This window comes from Pseudoalteromonas sp. 19-MNA-CIBAN-0066 (assembly GCF_040308705.1).
Taxonomy (GTDB): Bacteria; Pseudomonadota; Gammaproteobacteria; order Enterobacterales; family Alteromonadaceae; genus Pseudoalteromonas; species Pseudoalteromonas nigrifaciens.
The window spans coordinates 57,515-82,494 of record NZ_JBEONZ010000016.1; the positions used below are offsets into that span (position 1 = coordinate 57,515).

18 protein-coding genes and 1 rRNA gene are annotated in these 24,980 nt (G+C 39.2%); 11 read left to right on the forward strand and 8 right to left on the reverse strand.

Annotated elements, in window-relative coordinates; translation table 11 throughout:
• Positions 1–36 precede the first annotated feature (36 nt).
• The 5 genes from hemC (at position 37) to add (ending at position 7,797) form a co-directional block, all read left to right on the forward strand.
• Complete coding sequence (gene hemC, locus AAEZ18_RS10890) at positions 37–975, forward strand: hydroxymethylbilane synthase (protein WP_011326825.1); 939 nt, start codon at positions 37–39, stop codon at positions 973–975.
• Entirely contained in the window at positions 975–2,825 is a 1,851-nt protein-coding gene (locus AAEZ18_RS10895; protein ID WP_350594714.1) for a uroporphyrinogen-III C-methyltransferase, read from the forward strand. Before hemC ends, AAEZ18_RS10895 begins: the two co-directional genes overlap by 1 nt.
• Positions 2,822–3,928: a heme biosynthesis HemY N-terminal domain-containing protein gene (locus tag AAEZ18_RS10900; protein ID WP_011326827.1), complete on the forward strand. Its 1,107-nt coding sequence runs from the start codon at positions 2,822–2,824 to the stop codon at positions 3,926–3,928. The genes AAEZ18_RS10895 and AAEZ18_RS10900 overlap by 4 nt, the downstream gene beginning before the upstream one ends.
• Positions 3,929–3,977: 49 nt before the next feature.
• On the forward strand, positions 3,978–6,668 hold the full coding sequence (locus tag AAEZ18_RS10905; RefSeq protein WP_350594716.1) for a CHASE domain-containing protein: 2,691 nt from the start codon (positions 3,978–3,980) through the stop codon (positions 6,666–6,668).
• Between the two features lie 127 nt (positions 6,669–6,795).
• Entirely contained in the window at positions 6,796–7,797 is a 1,002-nt protein-coding gene (gene add / locus AAEZ18_RS10910) for an adenosine deaminase (protein WP_011326829.1), read from the forward strand.
• A 96-nt stretch (positions 7,798–7,893) separates the two neighbouring features.
• On the opposite strand, the gene AAEZ18_RS10915 is transcribed toward add, so the two are convergent.
• The 4 genes from AAEZ18_RS10915 to AAEZ18_RS10930 form a co-directional block, all read right to left on the reverse strand.
• Positions 7,894–8,304: a CBS domain-containing protein gene (locus tag AAEZ18_RS10915; RefSeq protein WP_350594718.1), complete on the reverse strand. Its 411-nt coding sequence runs from the start codon at positions 8,302–8,304 to the stop codon at positions 7,894–7,896.
• Positions 8,305–8,479: 175 nt separating this feature from the next.
• Positions 8,480–9,193 carry an NAD(P)H-flavin reductase gene (gene fre / locus AAEZ18_RS10920; protein WP_179807250.1) on the reverse strand — a complete coding sequence of 238 codons (714 nt, stop codon included), beginning with the start codon at positions 9,191–9,193 and terminating at the stop codon, positions 8,480–8,482.
• Between the two features lie 100 nt (positions 9,194–9,293).
• Entirely contained in the window at positions 9,294–10,760 is a 1,467-nt protein-coding gene (gene ubiD / locus AAEZ18_RS10925) for a 4-hydroxy-3-polyprenylbenzoate decarboxylase (protein WP_011326832.1), read from the reverse strand.
• A gap of 160 nt (positions 10,761–10,920) precedes the next feature.
• Positions 10,921–11,202, reverse strand: coding sequence for an MliC family protein (locus AAEZ18_RS10930; protein ID WP_011326833.1), 282 nt, complete (start codon positions 11,200–11,202; stop codon positions 10,921–10,923).
• A 140-nt stretch (positions 11,203–11,342) separates the two neighbouring features.
• On the opposite strand from AAEZ18_RS10930, the gene AAEZ18_RS10935 reads away from it, so the two are divergent.
• Complete coding sequence (locus AAEZ18_RS10935) at positions 11,343–12,248, forward strand: DUF808 domain-containing protein (protein WP_086997087.1); 906 nt, start codon at positions 11,343–11,345, stop codon at positions 12,246–12,248.
• Between the two features lie 88 nt (positions 12,249–12,336).
• On the opposite strand, the gene AAEZ18_RS10940 is transcribed toward AAEZ18_RS10935, so the two are convergent.
• Positions 12,337–14,412 (reverse strand): TonB-dependent siderophore receptor, encoded by a 2,076-nt coding sequence (locus AAEZ18_RS10940; protein ID WP_011326835.1) that lies wholly within the window; start codon positions 14,410–14,412, stop codon positions 12,337–12,339.
• Between the two features lie 184 nt (positions 14,413–14,596).
• Here AAEZ18_RS10940 and dbpA point away from each other — a divergent pair, with 184 nt between their 5' ends.
• A complete protein-coding gene (dbpA, locus tag AAEZ18_RS10945; RefSeq protein WP_011326836.1) occupies positions 14,597–15,985 on the forward strand; it encodes an ATP-dependent RNA helicase DbpA in 1,389 nt (462 codons plus the stop codon).
• 30 nt (positions 15,986–16,015) lie between these two features.
• On the opposite strand, the gene AAEZ18_RS10950 is transcribed toward dbpA, so the two are convergent.
• Complete coding sequence (locus tag AAEZ18_RS10950; protein WP_086997002.1) at positions 16,016–16,600, reverse strand: DNA-J related domain-containing protein; 585 nt, start codon at positions 16,598–16,600, stop codon at positions 16,016–16,018.
• Between the two features lie 77 nt (positions 16,601–16,677).
• Here AAEZ18_RS10950 and AAEZ18_RS10955 point away from each other — a divergent pair, with 77 nt between their 5' ends.
• The gene (locus AAEZ18_RS10955) at positions 16,678–19,503 is read left to right on the forward strand and encodes an ATP-binding protein (protein ID WP_350594721.1); all 2,826 of its coding nucleotides are present in this window, start codon (positions 16,678–16,680) and stop codon (positions 19,501–19,503) included.
• A gap of 99 nt (positions 19,504–19,602) precedes the next feature.
• Here the strand turns inward: AAEZ18_RS10955 and rho are convergent, their stop codons facing one another.
• Entirely contained in the window at positions 19,603–20,862 is a 1,260-nt protein-coding gene (gene rho, locus AAEZ18_RS10960; RefSeq protein ID WP_011326839.1) for a transcription termination factor Rho, read from the reverse strand.
• A 186-nt stretch (positions 20,863–21,048) separates the two neighbouring features.
• Positions 21,049–21,375, reverse strand: coding sequence for a thioredoxin TrxA (gene trxA / locus AAEZ18_RS10965; RefSeq protein WP_011326840.1), 327 nt, complete (start codon positions 21,373–21,375; stop codon positions 21,049–21,051).
• A gap of 91 nt (positions 21,376–21,466) precedes the next feature.
• Here trxA and rhlB point away from each other — a divergent pair, with 91 nt between their 5' ends.
• The 3 genes from rhlB to AAEZ18_RS10980 all read left to right on the forward strand — a co-directional run.
• Positions 21,467–22,744 (forward strand): ATP-dependent RNA helicase RhlB, encoded by a 1,278-nt coding sequence (rhlB, locus tag AAEZ18_RS10970; protein ID WP_041454311.1) that lies wholly within the window; start codon positions 21,467–21,469, stop codon positions 22,742–22,744.
• A 45-nt stretch (positions 22,745–22,789) separates the two neighbouring features.
• Entirely contained in the window at positions 22,790–24,283 is a 1,494-nt protein-coding gene (gene gppA / locus AAEZ18_RS10975; RefSeq protein ID WP_350594723.1) for a guanosine-5'-triphosphate,3'-diphosphate diphosphatase, read from the forward strand.
• Between the two features lie 531 nt (positions 24,284–24,814).
• Positions 24,815–24,980: ribosomal RNA gene (locus AAEZ18_RS10980) — 16S ribosomal RNA — on the forward strand; the annotation flags it as partial.

Consider the following 24,980-nt stretch of genomic DNA (forward strand, 5'->3'; position numbering starts at 1 on the left):
GCCAGCTAAATTGCAATTATTAAGTGAGTATTTTTTATGACCCAAACAACAAATATAGTGCGTATTGCTACTCGTAAAAGTGCATTGGCACTTTGGCAAGCCGAATTTGTAAAGGCGCAACTAGAGCATTATCACCCAGGTATTTTAGTAGAATTAGTGCCTATGTCGACCCAAGGCGATATTATTTTAGATACCCCTTTAGCTAAAATTGGTGGTAAAGGTTTATTTGTTAAAGAGCTTGAACAAGCCATGCTAGAAGGGTTGGCCGATATGGCCGTGCACTCGATGAAAGATATGCCTGTAGAGTTTCCAGAAGGGTTAACACTACACACTATTTGTGAGCGCGAAGATCCACGTGATGCTTTTGTATCAAATAACTTTGCCAATATTGACGAGCTGCCACAAGGTGCAATTGTGGGCACTTCAAGCTTACGTCGTCAGTGTCAAATACGCGCATCACGTCCAGATCTAAAAATTCATGACCTTCGCGGTAACGTAAATACACGCTTAGCAAAATTAGATTCAGGCCAATACGACGCAATTATTTTAGCAGCAGCAGGCTTGATCCGTTTAGAAATGAAAGACCGCATTCGTGCTTATATTGAGCCAGAAGTGTCATTGCCTGCCAATGGACAAGGTGCTGTAGGTATTGAGTGTCGTACTGATGACGAAGCAATAAAAGCATTACTTGCTCCACTTGAGCACAGCGAAACACGTATTCGGGTAAATGCCGAGCGCGCTATGAACCGCCATTTAGAAGGTGGGTGTCAGGTGCCAATTGGTGCTTATGCGCTAGTTAACGGCGATCAAGTGCACTTACGTGGTTTAGTAGGCGCAATAGATGGTAGCGAAATTTTACGTGATGAAGTTAGCGGCCACGTTAATGACGCAGAAAAACTAGGGGTTGAGCTGGCTAAAATGTTATTGGCTCAAGGTGCAGACAGAATATTAGCTGAAGTATATAGAGACGCGTAATGTTAAATATCTTGATAACTCGTCCCCAAGGAAAAGGCGCAGCCCTTGCACAACAACTTGAGCAAGCGGGTTATCAAGCGTCTTTATTTCCCGTATTAAAAATAGAGTATTTAACCCCCGATAGTATTGAGCTCAGCCCATTAACTAATGCCGATAAAATTATTTTTGTGTCGCAAGATGCGGTTTTGGCGCTGAGTGAATTAAAGCCAGATATTAATATAAAAGCGCAATTTTATGGGGTTGGCCAACAAACAGCCGACACTATTTATGAGGTGTTTGGCGTGCGAGCGGCTGTTCCTAAACAGCACGACTCAGAGGGGTTATTAGCGCTTAAATCGCTTGCCGATGTTGATAGCTGTAATATTGTATTGGTTAAAGGAATAGGGGGGCGTCCTGATATAGCTAAAACACTAAAGCAGCGTGGTGCCTTTTTAAATAACTGCGTAGTGTATCAGCGTACTCCCATAGACCCTGAGCCTAACAACTGGATAGACCACTGGCAAAGCCAGAATGTACACGGTATAGTCATAACAAGTAATGCGGCGGTTGATGCTATTTTTAAAAACCTTGCTGCACCCCAAAGACAATGGTTACAACAGTGCCGATTTTATGTAGCTAGTGAGCGTATAGGCGCTTATTTACAGCAGCATCAGGTAAGTTCGGCTAATATACATATTGCAGCAGGAGCTAGCGATAACGCTATGTTTACCTGCATTAATCAGCAAGGTAGCAAAATGAGCGAACAGTCAGTACCGTCAACGGTAGATAAAGCAGCGCAAAAAACGACTAATGCAACAGCCAACAATGGCAAAGCTACGGCTAAAAGCGATACGCACAAAGCAACTAATAAGACTGACAACACTAAGCAACGAGTAAGTAAAGTCGGGAGCTTAGCACTTATTATTTCGCTAATTGTTGCCTCTGGAGTTGGCTTTGAGTTTTATCAAAAGCTCAACGCGAGCAAGACGCAAAGCTTAGCTGTTAATCAATTAAATGAGCAAAATAAATTACTACAACAAGAGCTGCAAGCACTTAAGTTAGCTCAAGCTAATTTGCAACAGACACTATTAACGTCTGAGCAAAAAGTAACAGCTGCAATGCGCGAAAGTACTACAAAAAACCAGCAAGAACTAAAGGCTGCCTTACAACAAGCGCAGCAGCAAGGCTCGTCTTTAAATCCACAAGAAGTTACCAGCTTGCAGCGCATGGCTGAGTTTAAGTTGTGGGCCGAAAACGACTATCAAGGAACTAGCGCTGTATTAAAACGTTTAGATGCTTTACTTAGCGATCACCCCGGTACTATTACAGTGCGCCAAGCCATTACACAAGATATACAAACCTTAGATGCCATAAAACCAATTGCCGTTGAAGCTATTTATTTACAGCTTAGTAGTGTGCTGAAAAATATTGATGAATTGGTATTTAATGCGGTGAACCTGCCTGAAGAAGTAGCAAAAATTGATGGCAAGGTATTAAGTGAAGATCTTAGCGATTGGCAGCAAAACTTAAAAAATAGTTGGGATCAATTTTTAGATGGTTTTATTACTATTCGTCATCGTGAAGGCGTTGCTATAGAGCCATTATTAAGTGAACAACAGCGACACCTGGTAAATCAAAGAGTTAAGCTTTATATAACGCAAGCGCAAGATGCATTATTGAGCAAGCACGCCAGTGTTTACTTTGCAGCACTAAGCGAAGCAAAACGTTTAGTGGCTGAATACTTTAAACAAGATGATGATGTTACAAAAATGGTTTTAAAGTCGCTGTCTAATCTAGAAAAAGAGCAGCTAAACTTTAACCCTAAAGTAAACTTACAAAGCACGCAGCAAGTTAAGGAGTGGGCAAAATGATAGGGTTGATCATTTTAATTATTGCACTTGTTGTGGTGTTAGCAGCAGCCCCTTTTTTATTGGACGAAAAAGGCTATGTACTAATTTCGTTTAACAACACCACAATTGAAGGCACAATTGTTTCGTTTGCCGTGCTAACGATTGCAGTATTAGTCGTTAGTTATTTAACCTATAAACTCGTGCGTTATTTATTCTCTATTTATCGCAATACTAAGCATAGTTTTTTTGCTCGTAGCCAAGGGCGCAAGCAAGCTGCAATTGAGCAGGCGCTATGGAGTGTAATTAATGACGACTATGCACAAATAGAGCAGGCGCTATCTAGCAAGGTACCTGATCAGTATCAAGATATACGTTTAGCACTGCTTGCTAAGGCGGCACTAGCTAATAATCAAACCGACAAAGCCCTTGAGTACTTATTTGATATAAACCCAGAGCAGCAACTAAAAGTAGCAAAACTATGGCTAGCTAGTGGTAATAGTAGCGCTATAGAGTCGCAACTACGGGTTATTGCAGAATCGAAAAAAGCGACAGCACTTGAGCTAAAAATTTACACCGAAGTGCTAGTGCAGCAACAACATTTTAGTGCTTTAGAAGCATTTTTACCGCGTCTTTTACGCAAAAAAGTACTAACAAATGAGCAGTGGCATCGCGTTTTTAATGCCTATTTTGCCTCATTTCCTGTTGATGAAGTAACAGCTAAATATAAGCAGTTACCTAAAAAGCTACATAGCTACGCCTACAGCGCTTATTTAACGCAAATGGCTGCTGCAGGGCAGTTAAGCGTAATTGAAAATGACTTAATAAAAATGGTTAAGCATGAAGAACAACATGCACAATTAGCTAACATATTAAGTAAAGCAACAACGGCAAATGCCCGTAAATTACAAACGAGTATTCAAGATCGACTTAAAAAAGATGAGCAAAATAACTCATTACTGCTCGCTTTGGCTTGTCTTGCTAATGCGCAAGGTGATTACGACCTAGCGGCAAGGGTGTTTGATAAAGCACTAAATAATGAAAATAAAAAACAATATATGCAGCAAGCAAAGTTAAGTTATGAAAAAAGTGCACAACTAGATAAAGCATTAGTACTTTATAAATAATGAGTTACATTTAATAAACACCATTTAATATTGCAAGGAGCAAAAGGCGATGAAAGGTTTGTTTAAATTGTCTTTTAGCTTAGCTTGCGCTTACTTTATTACAGGCTATTTTAGTAATTTATTGCTTGCTATAGATGGTTTCGCTGTGGCTTCTTGGCCCCCTGCGGGCATAGCTGTAGCAAGCTTTTTGTTATGGGGCCGTAAGTCTTTTTTAGGTATTTTTGTTGGTGCATTACTTACTAGCTTAATTCACCTTGATAATGTTGTTGATATATTAAACTGGCAAGTTTTTTTCCAAGCTGCTGCAATTGCTATCGCTGTTGTTTTTCAAGCATGGCTTGGCGCGCAAATAATAATTAAAGTTATTAAAGCCCCCCTCGATTTATCGTCACTAAAACATAGTGTACAAAGCTTAATTATAGCCGGCCCTGTATGTTGTATTATTGGTGCTAGTGTCGGCACCAGCTTACTTGTTTTTAATAATATAATTGCTCAACATGCCGCGCTAGATAGTTTTATTGCGTGGTGGATTGGCGACAGTATTGGGGTGCTCATTTTTACGCCATTGATGCTGGCTGCATTTAATTACTCAGTGATGCGATACCGGCTACAAGTTATCCTGCCTTCTTTACTTATTTACATTCTTATTAGTGTTAGCTTTTATGGTGCTGCCAGTGTTAAAAAAGAAAAAGACATTCAAAAACAAGAGATAAAAACATTAGCTGTACAAGACTCAATTACTCATAAATTAGATGAAATTTCTGCACACTTGGCTTTACTGGCTACTTTTTTTTCGAGCAGTGAAGATGTGAACTTTAAAGAGTTTCGGCAATTTACGGCAAAACAGTTAAGCTACAGCGAAGAAATATTGGCGTTTGAATGGGTACCGTATGTTCCTAAAAGTGCGCTGTTAGAATATCAAAAAATGACGCAACTAGCCGATGTTGAACATTTTTTTGTAAAAGAAAAATCACCAACCAACCAATGGCAAGCCGTTGCTGAGCGAGATGTATATTATCCAATTAGGTACGCATACCCATTAAAAGGCAATGAAGATGCTATTGGCTTTGATTTAGCATCAAACGACTTTATGCAAGAGGCATTAAATAAGTCAAAAACGCTTAACGAAATGGTCATTAGCCAACCGGTTAAGTTGGTGCAAAATCAGGCTGAGTTAGGGGTGTTATTTTTGCATCCTGTATTTGGAAGTATAGAGACTGAAGATGACTTTAAAGGTTTTGCCGTTGCGGTAGTGAGCTTAAAAAAACTATCGCAGTCGTTGCTTTTTGATCATGAAAACTTAGTTACAGCAAGCTTTTTAGATATTAACAATACCAATAATACCCACGCTATTTATATTGCCAACAACGAGTCAATGGACTTGTTAAAGTCCTACCAGCTACTCATTGGTAACCGTATGTGGCAGGTTGAGTTGCACGAGCCCTTAGTTACAACCTCCTGGTTAATATATTGGTTGGCACAAATAGTGGGGATGCTGTTTGTTTGGTTACTGGTAGCATTTTTAATTTCTGTTACAGGCACAAATGTTCAAATACGCGAGCAAGTTGCTAGGCAAACGCGCACATTACGCCAAGAAAAGCAAAAAGCTGATGAGGCGAGTCAAATAAAAAGCCAGTTTTTAGCGAATATGAGCCACGAAGTGCGCACGCCAATTAATGGTATTAAAGGCTTACACTACTTAGCGTTACAACAAAATGATTGGCAACAAGCCCGTACTTACATAGAGCAAGCTGATGGTGCGTTAGGGGTGTTACTTAGAGTATTAAATGACTTACTCGATTTTTCTAAAATGGAGGCAGGTAAACTTGATTTAATGCAAGAACCCGTAGATATAGGGCGCTTGGCTGAAGAGATAATTAACTTAATACAATTTGAAGTAAATGTTAAGTCGTTAGAAATAAAGCTAGATTATGATAAAAATACAAACTTGATGATTAACACCGATGCTATTCGTTTAAAGCAAGTGCTACTAAATTTACTCAATAATGCGGTTAAATTTACTGCTCAAGGGAGTATTACACTGAAAATTTGGCAATCAAAAACCATGACCTATTTAAGTGTAAGCGATACAGGTATTGGTATTAGTAAAGAGGCACAAAAGAAATTATTTAGGCCTTTTGCTCAAGCAGATAACTCTACGTCACGCCAATATGGCGGTACAGGGTTGGGCCTCAGTATTTGTAAAAAGCTAGTTGAGCTTATGGGTGGCGCTATAGATTTAAAAAGCACTGCAGGGCAAGGTTCAACATTTACCTTTAGTTTACCGCTTAACTCCCCTTTACCTAAAGTAGAGAAAAGTGAGCAAAGCTTTAGTGACGTGGATATAGAAAACGTATCATTTGCGAACAGCGCAGTACTTTTAGTTGAGGATAACCCGTTAAACCAACATGTAGCCACTGCCATTTTAAAAACCAAAGGGTGTGTTGCTGATATTGCTAATGATGGCTTTGCCGCAATTGAAATGTTAACTGAAAAAAGTTACGACATTGTCCTTATGGACATTCAAATGCCCAAAATGGACGGCTTACAAGCAACCAAGGTAATACGTAATGAGCTAGGCTTATTAGATTTGCCTATTATAGGTTTATCGGCTAATGCCCATGATGACGATGTTAAAAAAGCGCTTGCCTGTGGAATGAATAGCTATATAGCGAAACCAATAGATGCGAATATTTTGTTTAAAGCTCTTTGGCATTATTTAGCGGCGATAGAAAAATAAAATCATCTGCTTTTTTGCATAAAAAGCAGACATATGGCCTCAAAAGTATATTTTAAATAAACTAGACTTGAATTATTACTATAGCTGCGTATTATGCGCGCAATTTTAACCTAACTGAGTTGCTACTATGATCAATAGAAAACTACCTTTGCTAGATATTCATCGCCATTTAGATGGTAATGTACGAGCGCAAACCATATTAGAACTTGGTCGTCAGTTTAATATAACTTTGCCTGCTGATAACGTTGCAGCACTTATTCCTCATGTACAAGTCATTGATCCTGAGCCGAACCTGATGGCATTTTTACAAAAATTAGATTGGGGTGTAACTGTATTAGGTGACTACGATGCTTGTAGACGTATAGCGATTGAAAATATTGAAGATGCACAAGCCCAAGGGCTTGATTATGTTGAGCTGCGCTTTAGCCCCTACTACATGGCACAAAGCCAAGGTTTACACCCTCAAGGTGTGGTTGAGGCGGTAATTGATGGCATTAAGTCGGCAACCAAAGGCGCTAATGTAAAAGCTAATTTAATTGGTATTTTATCACGCACTTATGGCGTAAAAGTTTGCCAACAAGAGCTTGATGCCTTACTCGCTTTTAAAGACGATTTAGTGGCTGTAGATTTAGCCGGTGATGAAATTGGTTTTCCGGGTGAGTTATTTGTAGAGCATTTTAAGCAAGTACACGACGCATACTTAGCAGCAACAATTCATGCCGGTGAAGCACTAGGTGCACCAAGTATTTGGCAAGCAATTAACGAGCTAGGTGCGAGCCGTATAGGCCATGGCGTTAAAGCAATTGAAGATATTGAATTAATGAACTATCTGCGCGATAAGCGTATTGGTATTGAGTCGTGCTTAACTAGTAATATACAAACCAGTACCGTAAATGATTTAGCTCAGCACCCGCTAAAACAGTTTTTAGATCATGGTATTTTGGCTTGTATTAATACCGATGATCCAGCGGTTGAAGGTATTGAAATTGAACACGAATACTTAGTGGCAGCGCCACAAGCTGGTTTATCACAAGCCGATATAGAAAAAGCGCAAGCTAATGCGCTTGAAATAGCCTACTTAAGTTACAGCGATAAAAAAGCACTGCTAACAATGGCAAGTACGCGCTAATTTAATATTATTAGTATAAAAAATGCCGCTATTAATAGCGGCATTTTTGTATCTAAGTAACCGGAGTTCAGGTGAAGTATTTATAAATTAGTGTTTTTAGTGTGTTTGACAAGCTAGGTAGTTATCGTAAAGGGCTTTGAGAATATCGGCTCTGCTGATCATTCCTATTACTTTTTCGCCGTCAACCACAGGGTAATTTTTCGGTTTACTGGGTCTCATTTGCTCAGCAAGTTCAATAATGTTGGTGTCGCCATTTACAGTCACGACTTCTGTTTGCATTAGTTGCGATACTTTCACCACCCCATCACAAAAATAACTGCTTTGCATGAGTGGTTTAAGCAGCTCTTGCTCAGAGATAAAGCCAACTAAAAATTTATTGCTATCGAATACTGGGGCACCAAGTAATTTAAATTTTTGCAGCTCTGCAATAGCAGTGGTCATTTCGGTATCTGGGGTAATGTTTGGCAACTTGTGTTGCATAAAGTCTTTTACTTTTGTATTTAGCATATGGGTTTCTCCCGCTGAATGTTCTATACAAAGTATGGTTTATAGATCGACTTTTAGGAAATTGTTTATGTTGATGATGTTGATAGATTTTAACTATTAATTATTTATTCTTATAAAAAAAATTAAGGCACCTATTTAGATGCCTTAATATTTGAAATGAGAGCGTTAAGTGCAATTATTTAATAAATGCAAACGCATCTGCGTACATGTTTTCGCGAATAGCACCATGAGCAATAAAATCGTCACGAACTATGCCTATCATGTCAAAACGTCCAGCCATGTAAATATCGTAAGGCGCTAGCGATACTATATCTTGCATTACGGCTTTGTGTACATAACCGGTATGTCCTTGCCAATCAGCCGATGGGTTTTCTACTACCGGAATAAACTGAAAGTTTTTGTGGCTATCGGCCCACACTTGCATTTCGCGGTGTGCATAAAGTGCCGATTCTTCTCTTACGCCCCAGTATAATAATACCGGGCGGTCGCAGCTAATTTCAGCTAGGTGATCAGCCATTGATTTTGCATATGAAAACCCAGTACCGCCAGCAAGTAAAATAATTGGACGTTCACACTGTAAACGAAGTTGCGATATACCTAAGCCTGCTTCTATCTCTATTAGCTGCTTTTCGTTAAGTGCATTGCGTAAATGTTCAAGCGACTGCATTGCATATGTATCGGTTCCCGAAGCGCCAATATGTAACTCTATTTGATCGCATTGTGAAGGGCGGCTGGCAATCGAAAATGCACGCTTGTCATTTTCGCTCAATACAAGATGCATGTATTGGCCTGCTTCAAACGAAACCGGTTGTTGTGGTTTTAAAATTACTTTATGAACAAATTCTGTAAGTGGGCTGATAGCAACAACTTCAGCTTTTAATGTTTGCATTTTTTACCTTTTAGCAGCGCTTTTCATAGCAGATACGCAATAGAATGTGTTGATTCTAGCATATCTGCAGGGTTGTTTTATAGCCTATTGGTCTAGGATATTAGAGAATGTTGAGGCTCTGCCAAATGTCGTCTACGCGATCTTTGGTGGCTTTATCCATCTCAATCGGCTCGCCCCATTCACGGTTTGTTTCGCCAGGCCATTTGTTCGTTGCATCCATACCCATTTTAGAGCCAAGGCCAGAAACCGGTGACGCAAAATCTAAATAATCAATTGGTGTATTTTCTATTAAAGTGGTGTCGCGGGCGGGATCCATACGCGTAGTAATTGCCCAAATAACATCTTCCCAATCTCGGGCGTTAATATCGTCATCGCACACAATAACAAACTTGGTATACATAAATTGACGTAAGTAAGACCACACTCCCATCATTACGCGTTTTGCATGGCCAGGATATTGTTTTTTCATGGTAACAATAGCCATGCGGTACGAGCAGCCTTCTGGTGGCAAGTAAAAATCAACAATTTCAGGGAATTGTTTTTGTAAAATAGGTACAAATACTTCGTTTAATGCCACCCCTAAAATAGCAGGCTCATCAGGCGGGCGGCCGGTAAAGGTACTGTGGTAAATAGGGTTTTTACGGTGGGTCATATGGGTTACTGTCATCACCGGAAAGTCATCAACTTCGTTATAATAACCGGTGTGATCGCCATATGGGCCCTCGGGCGCCATTTCACCTGGCATTATGTAGCCTTCAAGTACTATTTCGGCGCTTGCAGGTACTTGTAAATCGTTTGATATTGATTTAACTACTTCAGTTTTACTGCCGCGCAGTAAGCCTGCAAAAGCGTACTCGCTTAATGTGTCGGGTACAGGGGTTACTGCACCTAATATAGTCGCCGGATCGGCGCCCAATGCCACAGATACCGGGTACGGTTGGCCTGGATTTTCTTTACACCATTCTTGAAAATCAAGCGCGCCGCCACGGTGAGACAACCAGCGCATAATAATTTTATTTTTGCCTAACAGTTGTTGGCGGTATATTCCTAAATTTTGGCGCTTTTTATAAGGCCCTTTAGTAACAGTAAGGCCCCAAGTAATTAACGGTGCAGCATCACCTGGCCAGCAATGTTGAATAGGCAGCTTAGTTAAATCGACCTCATCACCTTGTAAAATAACTTCTTGGCAGGGGGCTTTTTTTACTTCTTTTGCTGGCATATTAAGTACTTGTTTATAAACAGGTATTTGCCCTAGCGCTTCTTTAATGCCTTTTGGTGGCTCTGGTTCTTTTAAAAAAGCCAAAAGCTTGCCAACTTCACGTAATTCGCTTACATCTTCTTGGCCCATACCCATGGCAACACGCTTGGGTGTGCCAAATAAGTTAGCCAATACCGGAATATCGTAACCTTTAGGGTTTTCAAATAATAACGCAGGGCCTTTAGCACGTAATGTACGGTCGGCTATTTCGGTCATTTCAAGATACGGGTCGATTTCTTGAGTGATGCGTTTAAGCTCACCTCTTTTTTCAAGTAAATCGATAAAATCACGAAGATCTTTGTATTTCATTGTGGGCCGCTATTAAGCAATAAAGTTAAAAGTATTATACCCAAGTAACGTAAAATTGCATGCTCAGTTACTTAGCTATTAGCACTTGGAAAAATGCAGTTACTTTGTATCACTAAACTTGCTTTATCACGGTTTAATTTTATTAGTTTTATTGTACTACCTACTGTTGTAGGCAGTGGTATTTTGTCCCTTCAATAATAAGCATGGCTTCGCTATCTTTACTCCAAAACAACACATTTTTATTTATGTATTTATTACCTGAGGCGCTTTTTTCTCGGCTAAGCTGATAAGTATTATTATTAAGTGTTAGTGCTGCTGTTTGCTCATTGATAACGCTAAGCGTGGCTTCTTTTTGATTACATAGATAACGAGTGTTAATTGTGGGCTCATTACAAGCAGATAAGCCTAATACAGTTAATGCGATTATCAGCAGCGCTTTCATTTATATCTCCAGTGCAAACAGCAAGTAATTATCGATATTTGCGTATTAATTTTAATCAGCATAGCAAAGCAAAATTAACCGTTGGTGAAAATGCGGCTTTAAGTTATGTTAATAATATTATTTTTAAGCTAGGTATTTATATGGCAGGTACTAATCTTTTAACCTTATTAGACGACATTACTGTGCTACTAGATGACATTGCAACTATGAGTAAAGTTGCTACAAAAAAAACAGCGGGTGTATTAGGTGATGACTTAGCGCTTAATGCTCAACAAGTTACCGGTGTAGCTGCAGAGCGTGAGCTACCTGTGGTGTGGGCGGTAGCAAAAGGATCGTTTTTAAATAAAGCAATATTAGTACCTGCGGCGTTATTAATAAGTGTGTGGTTACCTTGGTTAATTACGCCTTTATTAATGTTAGGTGGATTATTTTTATGTTTTGAGGGCGCAGAAAAAGTATTTGCCAAGTTTTTGCCTCATGATGATAAAAGCGAAAGTGAGGGCGACAAATTAGACCTAGTAGAATACGAGAAGCAAAAAGTTAAAGGTGCGATTAGAACCGACTTTATACTTTCTGCTGAGATCATAGTAATTACGCTTGGCACAGTTGCAGCTGCTACATTAATAAATCAGGCATTGGTATTGTGTGTTATTGCCATAATTATGACTATTGGCGTTTATGGCTTAGTTGCAGGAATTGTGAAGCTTGATGATGCAGGTCTATATTTACTTAATCAATCTAAGCTATCGGCTAATAAATTTAAAGAAATACTAGGCAAAGGGTTGTTAGCGGCAGCACCACGGCTTATGCAGTTTTTAGCATTTGCGGGTACAGTTGCAATGTTTTTAGTGGGCGGCGGCATTTTAGTGCATGGCATTAAAGCTTTGCATCATATTCAAATAGCGGTAACCAATTATGGGCAAACAATTGTAGGTACTACAGGTGAAGTGCTGGCACCACTTATATTTGATGGCTTATTAGGTGTTATAGCAGGCTTAGTTGTTGTGCTTGTACATTTAGCTTATTTAAAAATATTCAAAAAATAGCGCTAATTCACAGCTTACAATTATTGCCTGTTTAACAACCGTATAGTTAAATAAGCCCATACAGTTAAATGTGTATGGGCTGTATTAATTAAAAGCTAAATTGTGCTGCTAAGCGTACGCTCGCGCCTTCACCTATGGTTACATTATTTAAACCACCGCCTGCTAAGTAGTTTGTATCAAATAAGTTTTCAATATTTAGGCGTAAGTTAACGTCGGTATTGTTTAAGTTTATTTTATACGTTGCACCCACATCTACGCGGGTGTAGGCATCTTTAGTAACGGTATTGGCATTGTCGGCAAAGCGTTCGCCTTCGTAAAATGCACCTGCGTTTAATGCAATTACGTCGTTTAATTCGTAACGAGTCCATAGTGATGCAGACCATTTAGGGGCATCGGTAGGGCGCTTACCTTGCAATGTTGCGTCGCGCTCGTAGTTGGCATCTAAGTACATAGTTGATGCCATTACAAATAAGCGATCAGTTGCTGCACCTTGCGCCGCTAATTCAAAGCCTTTATGGCGCTGCTCGCCAGCTTGAGTAGTGATGCTGGTTATATTATCAACAGGGTTTACAAGATCTTCGCTCACTAAAGTGCCTGTTTTGCTAATATCAAATAATGCGCCACTGAGCATTAATCGATCGTCAAACAGCTGCCATTTAATACCAATTTCTTTTTGCTCAGAGGTAATCGCATCGAGCTTCATGCCATTATTAACATCGTTTGTATTTACTAGCGTTTCGTTTTGCGGCTCAAAACCTTCAGAGTAACTAGCGTAAATAGTGGCCGAGGCATTAGGGTGATATAGCACACCCACTTTAGGAACAAACGATTCATTATTACTATTTTCTTTACTTTGCTTGTCGTAACGACCGCCTAAAGATAACTGCCATTCTGGTGAGAACGAAATGAGATCTTGCATGTAAATACCGTAATAGTCATAAGCAGATGAGCTAACAGTATCATCTGTTTTATAGCTTATAGCTGGGCGAAATGGTTCGTTTTGCCCGGCGCTAAAGTCAAATGATTCGGCATTAGTTTTTAATTGGCCATAATAATAATCAAGCGAATTTGCGCCAATTAAAAATTGGTGCTGAATACCAAAGGTTTCAAATTCACCAATAAAGTCAACAAAGGCGGTTTTAAACTGCCAATCATCAAAACGATCGTAAGGGCGTGACGCGTAGCTATCACCTTCGATAAAGTTACTTGGTTTACGAGGTGCTGACTCAAAGCGTTGACGCTCAAATGTTTGCTCGTTGTAACCAAGTTTTACTTGCCAGTTTTCGGTTAAAAACACTTCTAGGTCAACACCTAGGTTTTCTACCGTTATATCTGTAAACGCCCAAGACATATCGCGAATTGTTTTATCGTCGCCAATTACATTGGCATTACTATCAATCCAGGCACCCGTATCTAAACCGGCTTCGTCATCTGTGCGGTCGTAATGTACGCGTACTAAGGCGTTATCGCTAATATCGTAATCAACAATTAATGCACCTAAAAAGCGATCGCGTTCACGGTTTTCACCATTTTGGTATTCACGCCAATAATCAACATCTTGCTTTACTAAAATACCGCGAGCACGTAAATCTTCCGACTCAGTAAGTGCACCGCCCGCATCCAGCATAAAGCGAGTTGAACCATGTTGATCAACATCGGCACTGGCTTTAAATAATGTTTGTGACGTGGGTTTTTTAGTGACCATATTAACCAAGCCACCAGGACCCGATTGGCCATATAAAATACTTGATGGGCCTTTAATAACTTCAACTTGTTGTAATATTTCGATAGGTTGTTGGTAGTGCGACCAGTGCTGATGGCCGTCACGCAAGTAACCTGTAGATGAACTCAGTTCAAACCCACGTAAATTAAATACTTCACGGTTACGTTGCTTTGAACCTGGCGTTAAGCTGGCATCGTTAGTAAGTACTTCACCTAACGTAGTTGCGAGTTGTTCATTTACTATGGTGTCGGTAATAACGGTAACCGACTGTGCGGTATCAAGTAACGAAGCTGACGTTCTCATTGCGCCATTAGCATTGTCTACTTTATAGTCATTAAAATAACTTCCTTTTACTTCTATATGTTCTATATCTGTTGCGTTTGCATAAACACTCGCAGTAGTACTTGCTAGCAGTGCGATAAAAAGTGGGCTTAGTTTCATTAGTTGTTTCCGGGTTGATAGTATTAATGCTGAGTTAATCTTAATGAAAACCAGTATCATTTGCAATGCCTTTTAGTGTGTTTTTTTATAATGCTTAATGGTTGCCAATTAGGAATTCTGCTATTATTAGCAGCATATTGAGTGGGGCTTTTCCCCATGTTATTTTTTTGTATTGGGATTTACTGTGACCACAACTGCTTTTTCATCTTTGGCTTTACCTTCTGGGTTAGTTGATAACTTATCAACACTCGGCTACACCCACATGACACCTGTTCAGGCGCAAAGTTTACCGCCAGTACTGGCTGGAAAAGACATTATTGCTCAAGCAAAAACGGGGTCAGGTAAAACTGCGGCGTTTAGCTTAGGCGTATTGGCTAAATTAAACGTAAAACGTTTTCGCATTCAATCTTTAGTATTGTGCCCAACACGTGAGTTGGCAGAGCAAGTAGCTGTAGAAATGCGCAAATTAGCGCGTGGCATCCATAATATTAAAATACTTACTTTATGTGGTGGTGTATCAATTGGTCCACAAATTGGCTCACTTGAACATGGCGCACATATTATTGTTGGTACACCGGGGCGAGTTGACGATCATATTCGTAAAGGTACTTTGCGTTTAGATGATGTAGAAACGCTCGTATTAGATGAAGCCGACCAAATGCTAGATATGGGTTTTCAAGATACCTTAGATGCAATTATTGAGCGTATTCCTACTAACCGCCAAACATTACTATTTAGCGCTACGTTTCCACGTGCAATAGAAGCTGTTGCAAAGCGTGTGCTTAGCAATCCAGTAATGGTTAAGGTAGAAGAAGAGCAAGCTAAAAGCACTATTAAGCAATACTTCTATAAAATGGATAACAATAAACAACGTTACCCAACACTTAAATTATTGCTGCTTAAATTTACCCCGCAAAGCTGTGTCGTGTTTTGTAATACTAAAGTAGAAACACAGCAATTGTGTGATGATTTAGTTGATGAAGGCTTTAGTGCGGTATCTTTACATGGTGATTTAGAGCAGCGTGATCGTGAGCGTACGTTAATTCATTTTTCTAATAAAAGTGCATCAATACTAGTGGCAACCGATGTGGCCGCGCGTGGTTTAGACATTGACGATATGGATATGGTGATTAACTATCACTTAGCTCACGACACACAAACACATGTGCATCGTATTGGTCGTACCGGTCGAGCGGGTAAAAAGGGTATTGCATGCTCTATTTATGGTGAGGCAGAAGCATTTAAAATTGCACAAATTGGTGACCATTATGAGCGCGATGTGATCCCAGAGCCAATGCCATCGTTTAGCTTATTAGAAAAACCACCATACAAACCAGAAATGGTAACCTTAATGCTTGATTCTGGTAAAAAGCAAAAAGTACGCGCAGGTGATATTTTAGGTGCACTTACCGGTAAAGACGGTATTGCGGGGCGTCAAGTTGGTAAAATAAACGTACTCGACAACGTTGCGTTTGTTGCCGTAGAGCGTAATTCTTCAAAACCGGCACTGCGTAAATTAACCGAAGGTAATATTAAAGGCCGTAAAATACGCGCTCGTCGCCTTACGTGCTAATAGTGTACTGAATAACTAATTCAATAATTACTAATCTATTGAGCAGCTTGCCCTAAGCTGCTCATATTCACCCTTTAACTGTTTAAATTTTTCTGCATTACCAACTGCTTTATCTGGGTGACACTGTAACGCCAGTTGCCGCCAACGCTTTTGTACTTCTTTTAGCGTGCTTTGCTGAGATAGTTGCCACTTTATTAATAGCTGTTTATGAGTGTCTAGATCTATTATTTGTGCAGATTTACTGTGTTTGGTAAAACGCTGCCAAAACTGGGTTAAAAGAGTATCGATTTCGGCGCTAGAGGTTTCAAAGTTTTGCCAATCAAGGTAGTAGTCTCGTAGCGGATCGGTGTTTTTTATGAGAGTGTTACTGGCTGTGGTAATAAGTTGTATTTGTAAACCACTAATAAGGAGTTGCTGCTTAGGCATAATTTGCTGCTGTAGTTGATAAAGCGCGTTCATAATTAAAAAGTTACGTTTGAATAAATCACGATCAGGGGCAACATCAAGCGTGTTAATCATTTTACGTTGTTGTAATTCTGCTGCTAAAGTATGTACCATCCATACTTTCTTTTGCAAAAGTAACTCAAAAATCTCATCTATCAGTGGGTTAAGCATTGTTTACAATCTAGTTATTAGTGTATCTTGGGTAAATTATCATAGCTTTTGCTGCTAACCAAATTCCAAGGAAAATTATGCTGGATCAATTTAAGCGCCTATTATTTATTTGCTTTATTATTGTACTGGGCATTTTTTCTCAAAAAGGTAATGCACAGCAACAAACAATACTTTTTGAACAATTTAAACTGACCAATGAATGGTCAGAAAAACAACTGTTAGCAACCGAGTTACTTACTACACAACTTTCAAACCAACAAGTAGTTGTTATTTATTCTAGTCTAGCTGAGCTTGCATTTGAGCAAACTAATTATACTCAAGCATTACATTACTATCAGCTACTAGAGCAAGAAAGTACATTTGAAAAATTGCCAGAGTTACACTTTAGAGCAGTTAAAATGCAAGGTGTAGTACAATATTTTCAAGGTTTATTGCAACAAGCCATTATTAATTATAACCGCGCTTTAAACTTAGCTGTCCACTTAAAGAGCCCATTAAAACAAGCTAATTTATTAAGTAATATTGGTTTGGCATATTTTAATATGCATAGCTTAGACCTTGCTTTAGATTATTATCAACAAGCAAAAGCCCTTTATGAAAAAGAAGGAAGCGCAAAAGACAAGGCTGATATACTTCATAATATTGCCGGAATATACATTCGTTTATCTCGTTATGATTCGGCACGAGAAATCTACCGTGAAGTGCTAGATGTGTTTCAGCAGCTAGGCGATGAAGAAGGTATAGCTCGTGTTCATGGCAACATGGGAGTTGCCTATACTGAGTCTGGTCAGAATCAATTAGCACTACATTATTACCAATTAGCTTTACGCTATTATAAAAGTATAAAAGATGCTTATCAATTGTCAGTTCAGCATACTAACTTAGCAAATATAAACTTAAAATTAGATGAACTGGATGCAGCTTTGTATCATGCTAAGGCCGCTCAAAAATATGCTCAGCAAATTGATAATCAATCATTACTGTTAGCTTCGTTACAAGTTTTAGCGAAAGTGCAATTAGTGATGGGTGATATAGATACCGCTAAACAAAACTTAGAACAATCAATAATACTGGCCAATCAATATAAAGATCAATTACGCGTGAAAGATGGCTTAGGTTTAGAGGCATTATTAAGTGCGGGGGCCGGCGATTACAGGCGAGCGATTCAGTTATATCAACAATTTGAAGACTATCAACGTAGCATGACCAGCGAAGAAGTTATGAAGGCGCTAAGCGCATTTCAGTCTCAGTTCCAGTCAAATCAGTTAAATCAAGAAATTAATCAGCTTAAGCAAGAACGTAGCTTACAAGAATTAAAAATTGCAAAACGTTCACAGTTAACTATTTTGCTTAGCATTGTGGCAATTCTTATTTTAATTACAGTTATTGCAATTTATCGTCGCAGAATAGAAAGTAATGCAAAATTACAATTAACAGAGCAAGTAGAGCAACGCACGTTAGAATTACAAACAGTGGCGCAAGAGTTGCGCGAAGCAAACGATGTTAAAAGTCAGTTTTTAGCAAATATAAGTCATGAAATTCGCACTCCACTTACCGCTATTTTGGGTCAAACCGACGACTTAATTAATGGTTTGTATGAGCCTGAGCAGTTACAAGATGAGCTCAAAGTTATTCAGCGTCAAAGCGATCATTTAAAAAGTTTAATTAATGATGTGCTCGATTTAAGTAAAATAGAAGCAAATCGATTGGAGCTGTCTATTTCTTGTTTTGATATTGTACAAGTGCTGAATGACATACATGGGATGTTTAGCGTACAAGCAAAAGCTAAAAACTTATCTTTGGTATTTGACAACCAACTCGGTGATGAACTGTATACCAGGCTTGATTTAACTCGAGTAAAGCAAATATTAATAAACCTGTGTGCTAATGCAATTAAATTTACTCACAGTGGCCAAGTTACGATTGTGGCCAATAATACCGATCAAGGGCTAGTGCTCACGGTAAAAGATACCGGAATAGGTATGAATACAGCGCAGCTAAAGCTTATTTTTGAATGTTTTAGCCAAGCAGATAATAGTATTAGCCGTCGTTTTGGTGGTACTGGTTTGGGACTTAGTTTGTCACAACAACTAGCTGCCATGATGGGGGGATATATTAGTGTGCAAAGCGAATTTAAAAAAGGCAGTCAATTCTCATTCTTTGTACCGTGCGTACCAGTAGATAAAAGCGAATGTGCAGTTACAGCTAAAGACAATATAAATGGTGACTATAAAGCGCTAAGCGCTAAAGTGTTACTTGCTGAGGATCATGACGATAATCGCAGATTAATAAGCCGTTATTTACGCGCCATGGGACTTGACGTTATTGCAGTTGAAAATGGCGAGCAAGCTGTAGAGCAATGTTTAAAAGAGTATCCTGATTTTGTGCTGTTGGATATTCAAATGCCTATTATGGATGGCATTACTGCTTTTGAGTTGCTCAGGCAGTGCGGTTATGAGCAGCCAATATTTGCCTTAACGGCCAATGCAATGAGCCATGAGATCGAGCAGTATTTAGCACTTGGTTTTACTGATTACTTAGCTAAACCAATTGATAAAGAGAAGTTTTATAGCACTATAGCTGAGCATATCGCATCAATAAAAAATGAGCAAAACAGCACAAGCGTAAATATAGATATGAGTGACTTAGTGACTAGTTTCAAACAAAGCTTATCAATAGAAAGTGAGTTAATTAGCCAGCACTTTAATAGTGGCGACTTTGTTGCGTTACAAAAAGATAGCCATCGTATTTTAGGGGCAGCACAAATGTTTAAGTTGTGCGATATTGCAGACGCTGCAAAAGCGTTAGATGATGCGTGTAAAAGCCCAGAAGAAGTACAAAAAATTGCAGTGTTAGTTGATAAATTACAAGCCTTATTTTTGCACTACAATGAGCATGGTTAAAGCGGTACAGCGCTACTTTTTTGCAGGCAAATAAAAACGCCTAATAATTGATATTCAATTGTTAGGCGTTTTTTTATAAGCTTTAAAACTTATATGGAATTACTGACGTTTCATCGAATCAAAAAACTCATCGTTGGTTTTGCTCATCGATAATTTATCAATTAAAAATTCCATTGCGTCAATTTCTGACATGTCATGAACAATTTTACGCAAAATCCACAGCTTTTGTAGCTCATCTGGTTTTGTGAGTAATTCTTCACGGCGAGTGCCTGAGCGGTTAAAGTCGATAGCTGGGAATACACGTCGCTCCGCAATTTTACGGTTAAGATGTAGTTCCATGTTACCAGTACCTTTAAACTCTTCGTAGATAACTTCATCCATTTTAGAGCCGGTATCAATAAGCGCAGTAGCAATAATTGTTAAGCTGCCGCCTTCTTCAACATTACGTGCAGCACCAAAAAAACGTTTCGGTTTATGGAGTGCGTTTGCATCAACACCACCGGTAAGTACTTTACCAGATGATGGAATAACGGTGTTGTAAGCACGGGCTAAACGTGTGATTGAGTCAAGTAAGATAACAACATCTTTTTTATGCTCTACTAAACGTTTTGCTTTTTCGATAACCATTTCGGCTACTTGTACGTGGCGAGAAGCAGGTTCATCAAATGTTGATGCAATTACTTCGCCTTTTACAAGACGCTGCATTTCGGTTACTTCTTCCGGACGCTCATCAATTAGTAATACCATTAATGTTGCATCTGGGTGATTGTGAGTAATCGATTGCGCAATATTTTGTAGTAGCATGGTTTTACCCGCTTTTGGCGGTGCTACTAATAAACCACGTTGACCACGACCAATAGGAGAGGCTAAATCAAGTACTCGGGCTGTAATATCTTCTTTACTACCGTTACCGCGTTCCATACGAAAACGTTCGTTTGCATGCAGTGGTGTTAGGTTTTCAAAAAGAATTTTAGTGCGAGAGTTTTCAGGTTTATCAAAGTTAACTTCATTTACTTTAAGTAAAGCAAAGTAACGCTCACCGTCTTTAGGTGGACGAATAAGGCCTGAGATTGAATCGCCAGTACGCATACTAAAACGGCGAATCTGGCTAGGTGAAACATAAATGTCATCTGGGCCAGCTAAGTAAGAGGCTTCTGATGATCTTAAAAAGCCAAAACCATCTTGCAAAATTTCTAATACACCGCCACCGAAGATATTCTCTCCGCCTTTGGCATGTGATTTTAAAATAGCAAAAATGATATCTTGCTTTCTTAAGCGGGCTACGTTTTCGAGCCCCATGGACTCAGCTAAGTCTACAAGCTCTTTTATAGATTTGTCTTTTAGTTCGCGTAAATGCATATTGGTGGGTTCTTTATTACAGTTGTCATACTCAAAATCGCTTTGTTTGATCGTTGAGTGAGGTTTGTTGAATATAACTAAGGATTAGTTGGCTTTATAAACTAGCAGCTCATTGACACAGCGTCCAGTGTTTATACAAAAAAATAATAAAAAAAGGGCATTAAGCCCTTTTTTTATTGTTTAAATTTAAAGATTGTTTTCTAAAAACTCGATTAATTGAGTTTTTGAAAGTGCGCCAACTTTAGTTGCAGCAACTTGGCCATCTTTAAAAAGAAGTAATGTAGGGATACCACGAATACCAAATTTAGGCGGTGTACCCGCATTTTGATCGATATTAAGTTTAGCTATGGTAACGCGACCATCAAATTCCTCAGCAACTTCACTAAGGATAGGGGCGATCATTTTACAAGGTCCGCACCACTCAGCCCAAAAGTCTACTAGTACAGGCTTGTCTGATTGTAATACGTCAGCTTCAAAGCTATCGTCAGTAATTTGGATTATTTTCTCGCTCATTGCGCTCTCCGGTTTAGTTAGGCGAAATATTTAGTGCGTATTTAAACACTCTTGTTTCTTATTGCAAGTTTAAACGTTATGCTTAAACGCTATGACTAAGACACATTTGACCGATAAAAAGTTTTCAGACTTTGCTATTGCACCGGAAGTGGTTGCCGGTTTAACCGAAAGTGGGTTTGAATATTGCACACCCATTCAAGCTAAATGCCTACCTTTTATTTGTGAGGGTCGCGATATCGCAGGCCAAGCACAAACAGGTACAGGCAAAACGTTGGCGTTTTTAACTGCCACGTGCCATCGGTTATTACAATCTAGCAAAGCCCCTAGTAAACATCCAAGAGCCCTGATCATGGCCCCTACAAGGGAGCTGGCGATTCAGATACACAAAGATGCAAAAATTTTAGCGCCGCACTGTAATCTTAACTTAGGTTTAGTATATGGTGGCGAAGATTACGAAAAACAACGTGCACAACTAGAAAAAGGCGTTGATATTTTAATTGGTACTACAGGTCGTTTAATTGATCTGTATAAGCAAGGCTGTTACACCCTTAATGAAATTGAGGTAGTCGTGCTTGACGAAGCAGATCGTATGTTTGATTTGGGCTTTATCAAAGATATTCGTTATATGTTCCACCGTATGCCAGATACATCAAAGCGTTTAAATTTATTATTCTCTGCAACGCTATCGTATCGTGTACAAGAACTTGCGTTTGAACATATGACCAATCCTGAGCACGTACAGATTGAACCAGACGTAAAAACCGGTAAACGCATTCAAGAAGAGCTATTTCATCCTTCACAAGAAGATAAAATTAAGCTGCTGCTGACGTTAATTGAAGAAGAGTGGCCTGAAAAAGCCATTATCTTTGCTAACACTAAGCATAGTTGTGAAACCGTATATGCCTGGTTAAAAGCCGATGGACATCGGGTTGGCATGCTTACCGGTGACGTAAATCAGAAAAAACGTCAATCAATTTTAGCTGAGTTTAGTAAAGGCGACTTAGACTTTTTAGTGGCAACAGATGTTGCAGCACGTGGTCTACATATTCCTGAAGTAAGCCATGTATTTAATTTTGATTTACCAGATGATTGCGAAGATTACGTACACCGTATTGGCCGTACAGCCCGCGCTGGCGCGTCTGGTCACGCTATTAGTTTTGCATGCGAACAATATGCTTATAACTTGCATGAAATAGAAGAGTATATAGATCACAGTATTCCTTTATCACATTACGATAAAACAGCATTACTGGATGATTTAACTAAACCTACTATTCATAGAAAGCGTAACTTTTCTACAGGCCCACGTAATCGCAGTAACAACAGCGGACGTCGCCCAAATAATAGTTATCAAAAAGGACGGTCATAAACGACCGTTAGTTTAACTGTAATAGTAATTAGAGGTTTTTGAACGGTGGGGCAACTTAAACCGCAAAAAAATGTATATGCAGTTATTGATTTAGGTTCAAATAGCTTTCATATGCTTATTGCTAAATCAATAGCTGGCGGCCTGCAAACCATAGGTCGTGTTAAACGCAAAGTAAGGTTAGCTGCAGGGCTTGATATAGACAATGTATTAAGCTCAGAAGCAATGCATAGAGGATGGGAGTGCCTAGCGTTATTTGCTGAGCGCTTACAAGACATCCCTAAACAAAATATCACTATAGTTGCCACCGCCACATTACGTTTAGCTAGTAATGCTGATGTATTTAAAGCGCAAGCAGAAAAAATCCTCGGTCATAAAGTTAATGTCATTAGCGGCGAACTAGAAGCGCGCACTATATATAAAGGCGTTGCTCATACCTCATCTTGTACCGGTAGTCAGCTTGTTATCGATATTGGTGGTGCTAGCACTGAAGTGATTATTGGTAAGAACTTTGATGCATTACTTTACAAAAGCCTGAACATCGGGTGTGTTACCTACCTAGAGCGCTATTTTAAAGATTGCAAATTAAGCAATGCAAACTTTAACACCGCAATAAAAGCCGCACGTACTGTCATTGATGAAATTGCATCAGAGTATAAAGTTAAAGGCTGGCAAATAGCCTCAGGTGCTTCGGGTACAGTACAAGCAATTCAAGAAATCATGATAGCGCAAAACCTAGATGAGCTATTAACCCTTGAAAAACTCTACACTATCAAAAAGCAATCAATCGCTTATAAAACGATTGCCGCATTAGACCTACCAGGGCTAAGTGAAGATCGCCGTTTAGTATTTGTATCAGGGCTTGCCATTTTAATTGCATTATTTGAATCGCTCGAGATCGAAAAAATGGGATTAGCAGGTGGAGCACTGCGTGAGGGTGTTTTATACAGCATGCTACCAGAGCTGCATAATAGCGATATTCGTAAACGTACAATCGATGGCTTTATCGATCGTTACCATGTTGATCAAAAGCAAGCTAGCCGCGTCGCCAGTCTCGTATTAAACTTAGCATCAGAAGTAAATGAAAGCTGGCCAATAAAAACACTTAATGGGTTGCCTTTATTAACGGCAGTTGCACAGCTTCATGAAATTGGTTTATTGATAGAGTATAAGCAGTATCACAAACACAGTGCTTATATTTTAAAAAATACTGAAATGCCAGGTTTTTCGCAGTCAGAGCATAAAGTCATTGTTGCGGTAGCTAAAGGGCATCGCTCTGATCTTCAAAAAGGCTATTTTGATTCTCTTGGTGCAAATAGTGTACTTGCGCAGTATTTAGTAAGACTAATACGTATAGCTGTCATTTTATGTATGCGTCGCCAAGATGATGTACTCCCTGAGTTTGCGATAACTGTTAAAGACGATGTCTTAAATCTGCAGTTTGAAAATGACTGGTTGAAAAACCATCCATTAATGGCAAGCGAGCTGCAACAAGAATCTAAGCAGCAAGCGAAACTTGGCTGGAAGCTCATAGTAAATTAACTAAACAGGCCCATAAGGGCCTTTTTAGTGTTTAAAATAACCACTTGGTTTAAATATCAAGCGAACAGCGTTTTATTTTAAGTTTTCTTTAAAAAACGCTTGCGTAAAACTGGCTGCGCCCTATAATGCGACCCCACTGAGACGGCAGACAGCAACGCTTAGCGAGGCAAGAGTCAATCAGTGAGTCGAGTAAAACTTAAATTTAGATTTTTATAAAGTTTACATTTAAGTGTTGACAAAAAAATAGGAAAGCGTAATATGCGCAGCCCTAGCGAGATAAAGTTTTACTTTATTGTCGCAACGTTCTTTAACAATATAAAGCAATCATCTGTGTGGGCACTCGTACAGATTGAGTTCTAACAGCCAAGCTTAGTTCGCTAAGTAAGGCAAACAAATTAGAGTCTCAATTGAAAACTGAGTGACCAACAGAAGTAACTTATTTATAAGTTGCTTCGGCACAGTCAATTCAATATCGAAAGATATTAAAATAAATTCAGAATTCATTGAGCTGTCGAAAGACATAAAACTTTTTAATTGAAGAGTTTGATCATGGCTCAGATTGAACGCTGGCGGCAGGCCTAACACATGCAAGTCGAGCGGTAACAGAAAGTAGCTTGCTACTTTGCTGACGAGCGGCGGACGGGTGAGTAATGCTTGGGAACATGCCTTGAGGTGGGGGACAACAGTTGGAAACGAC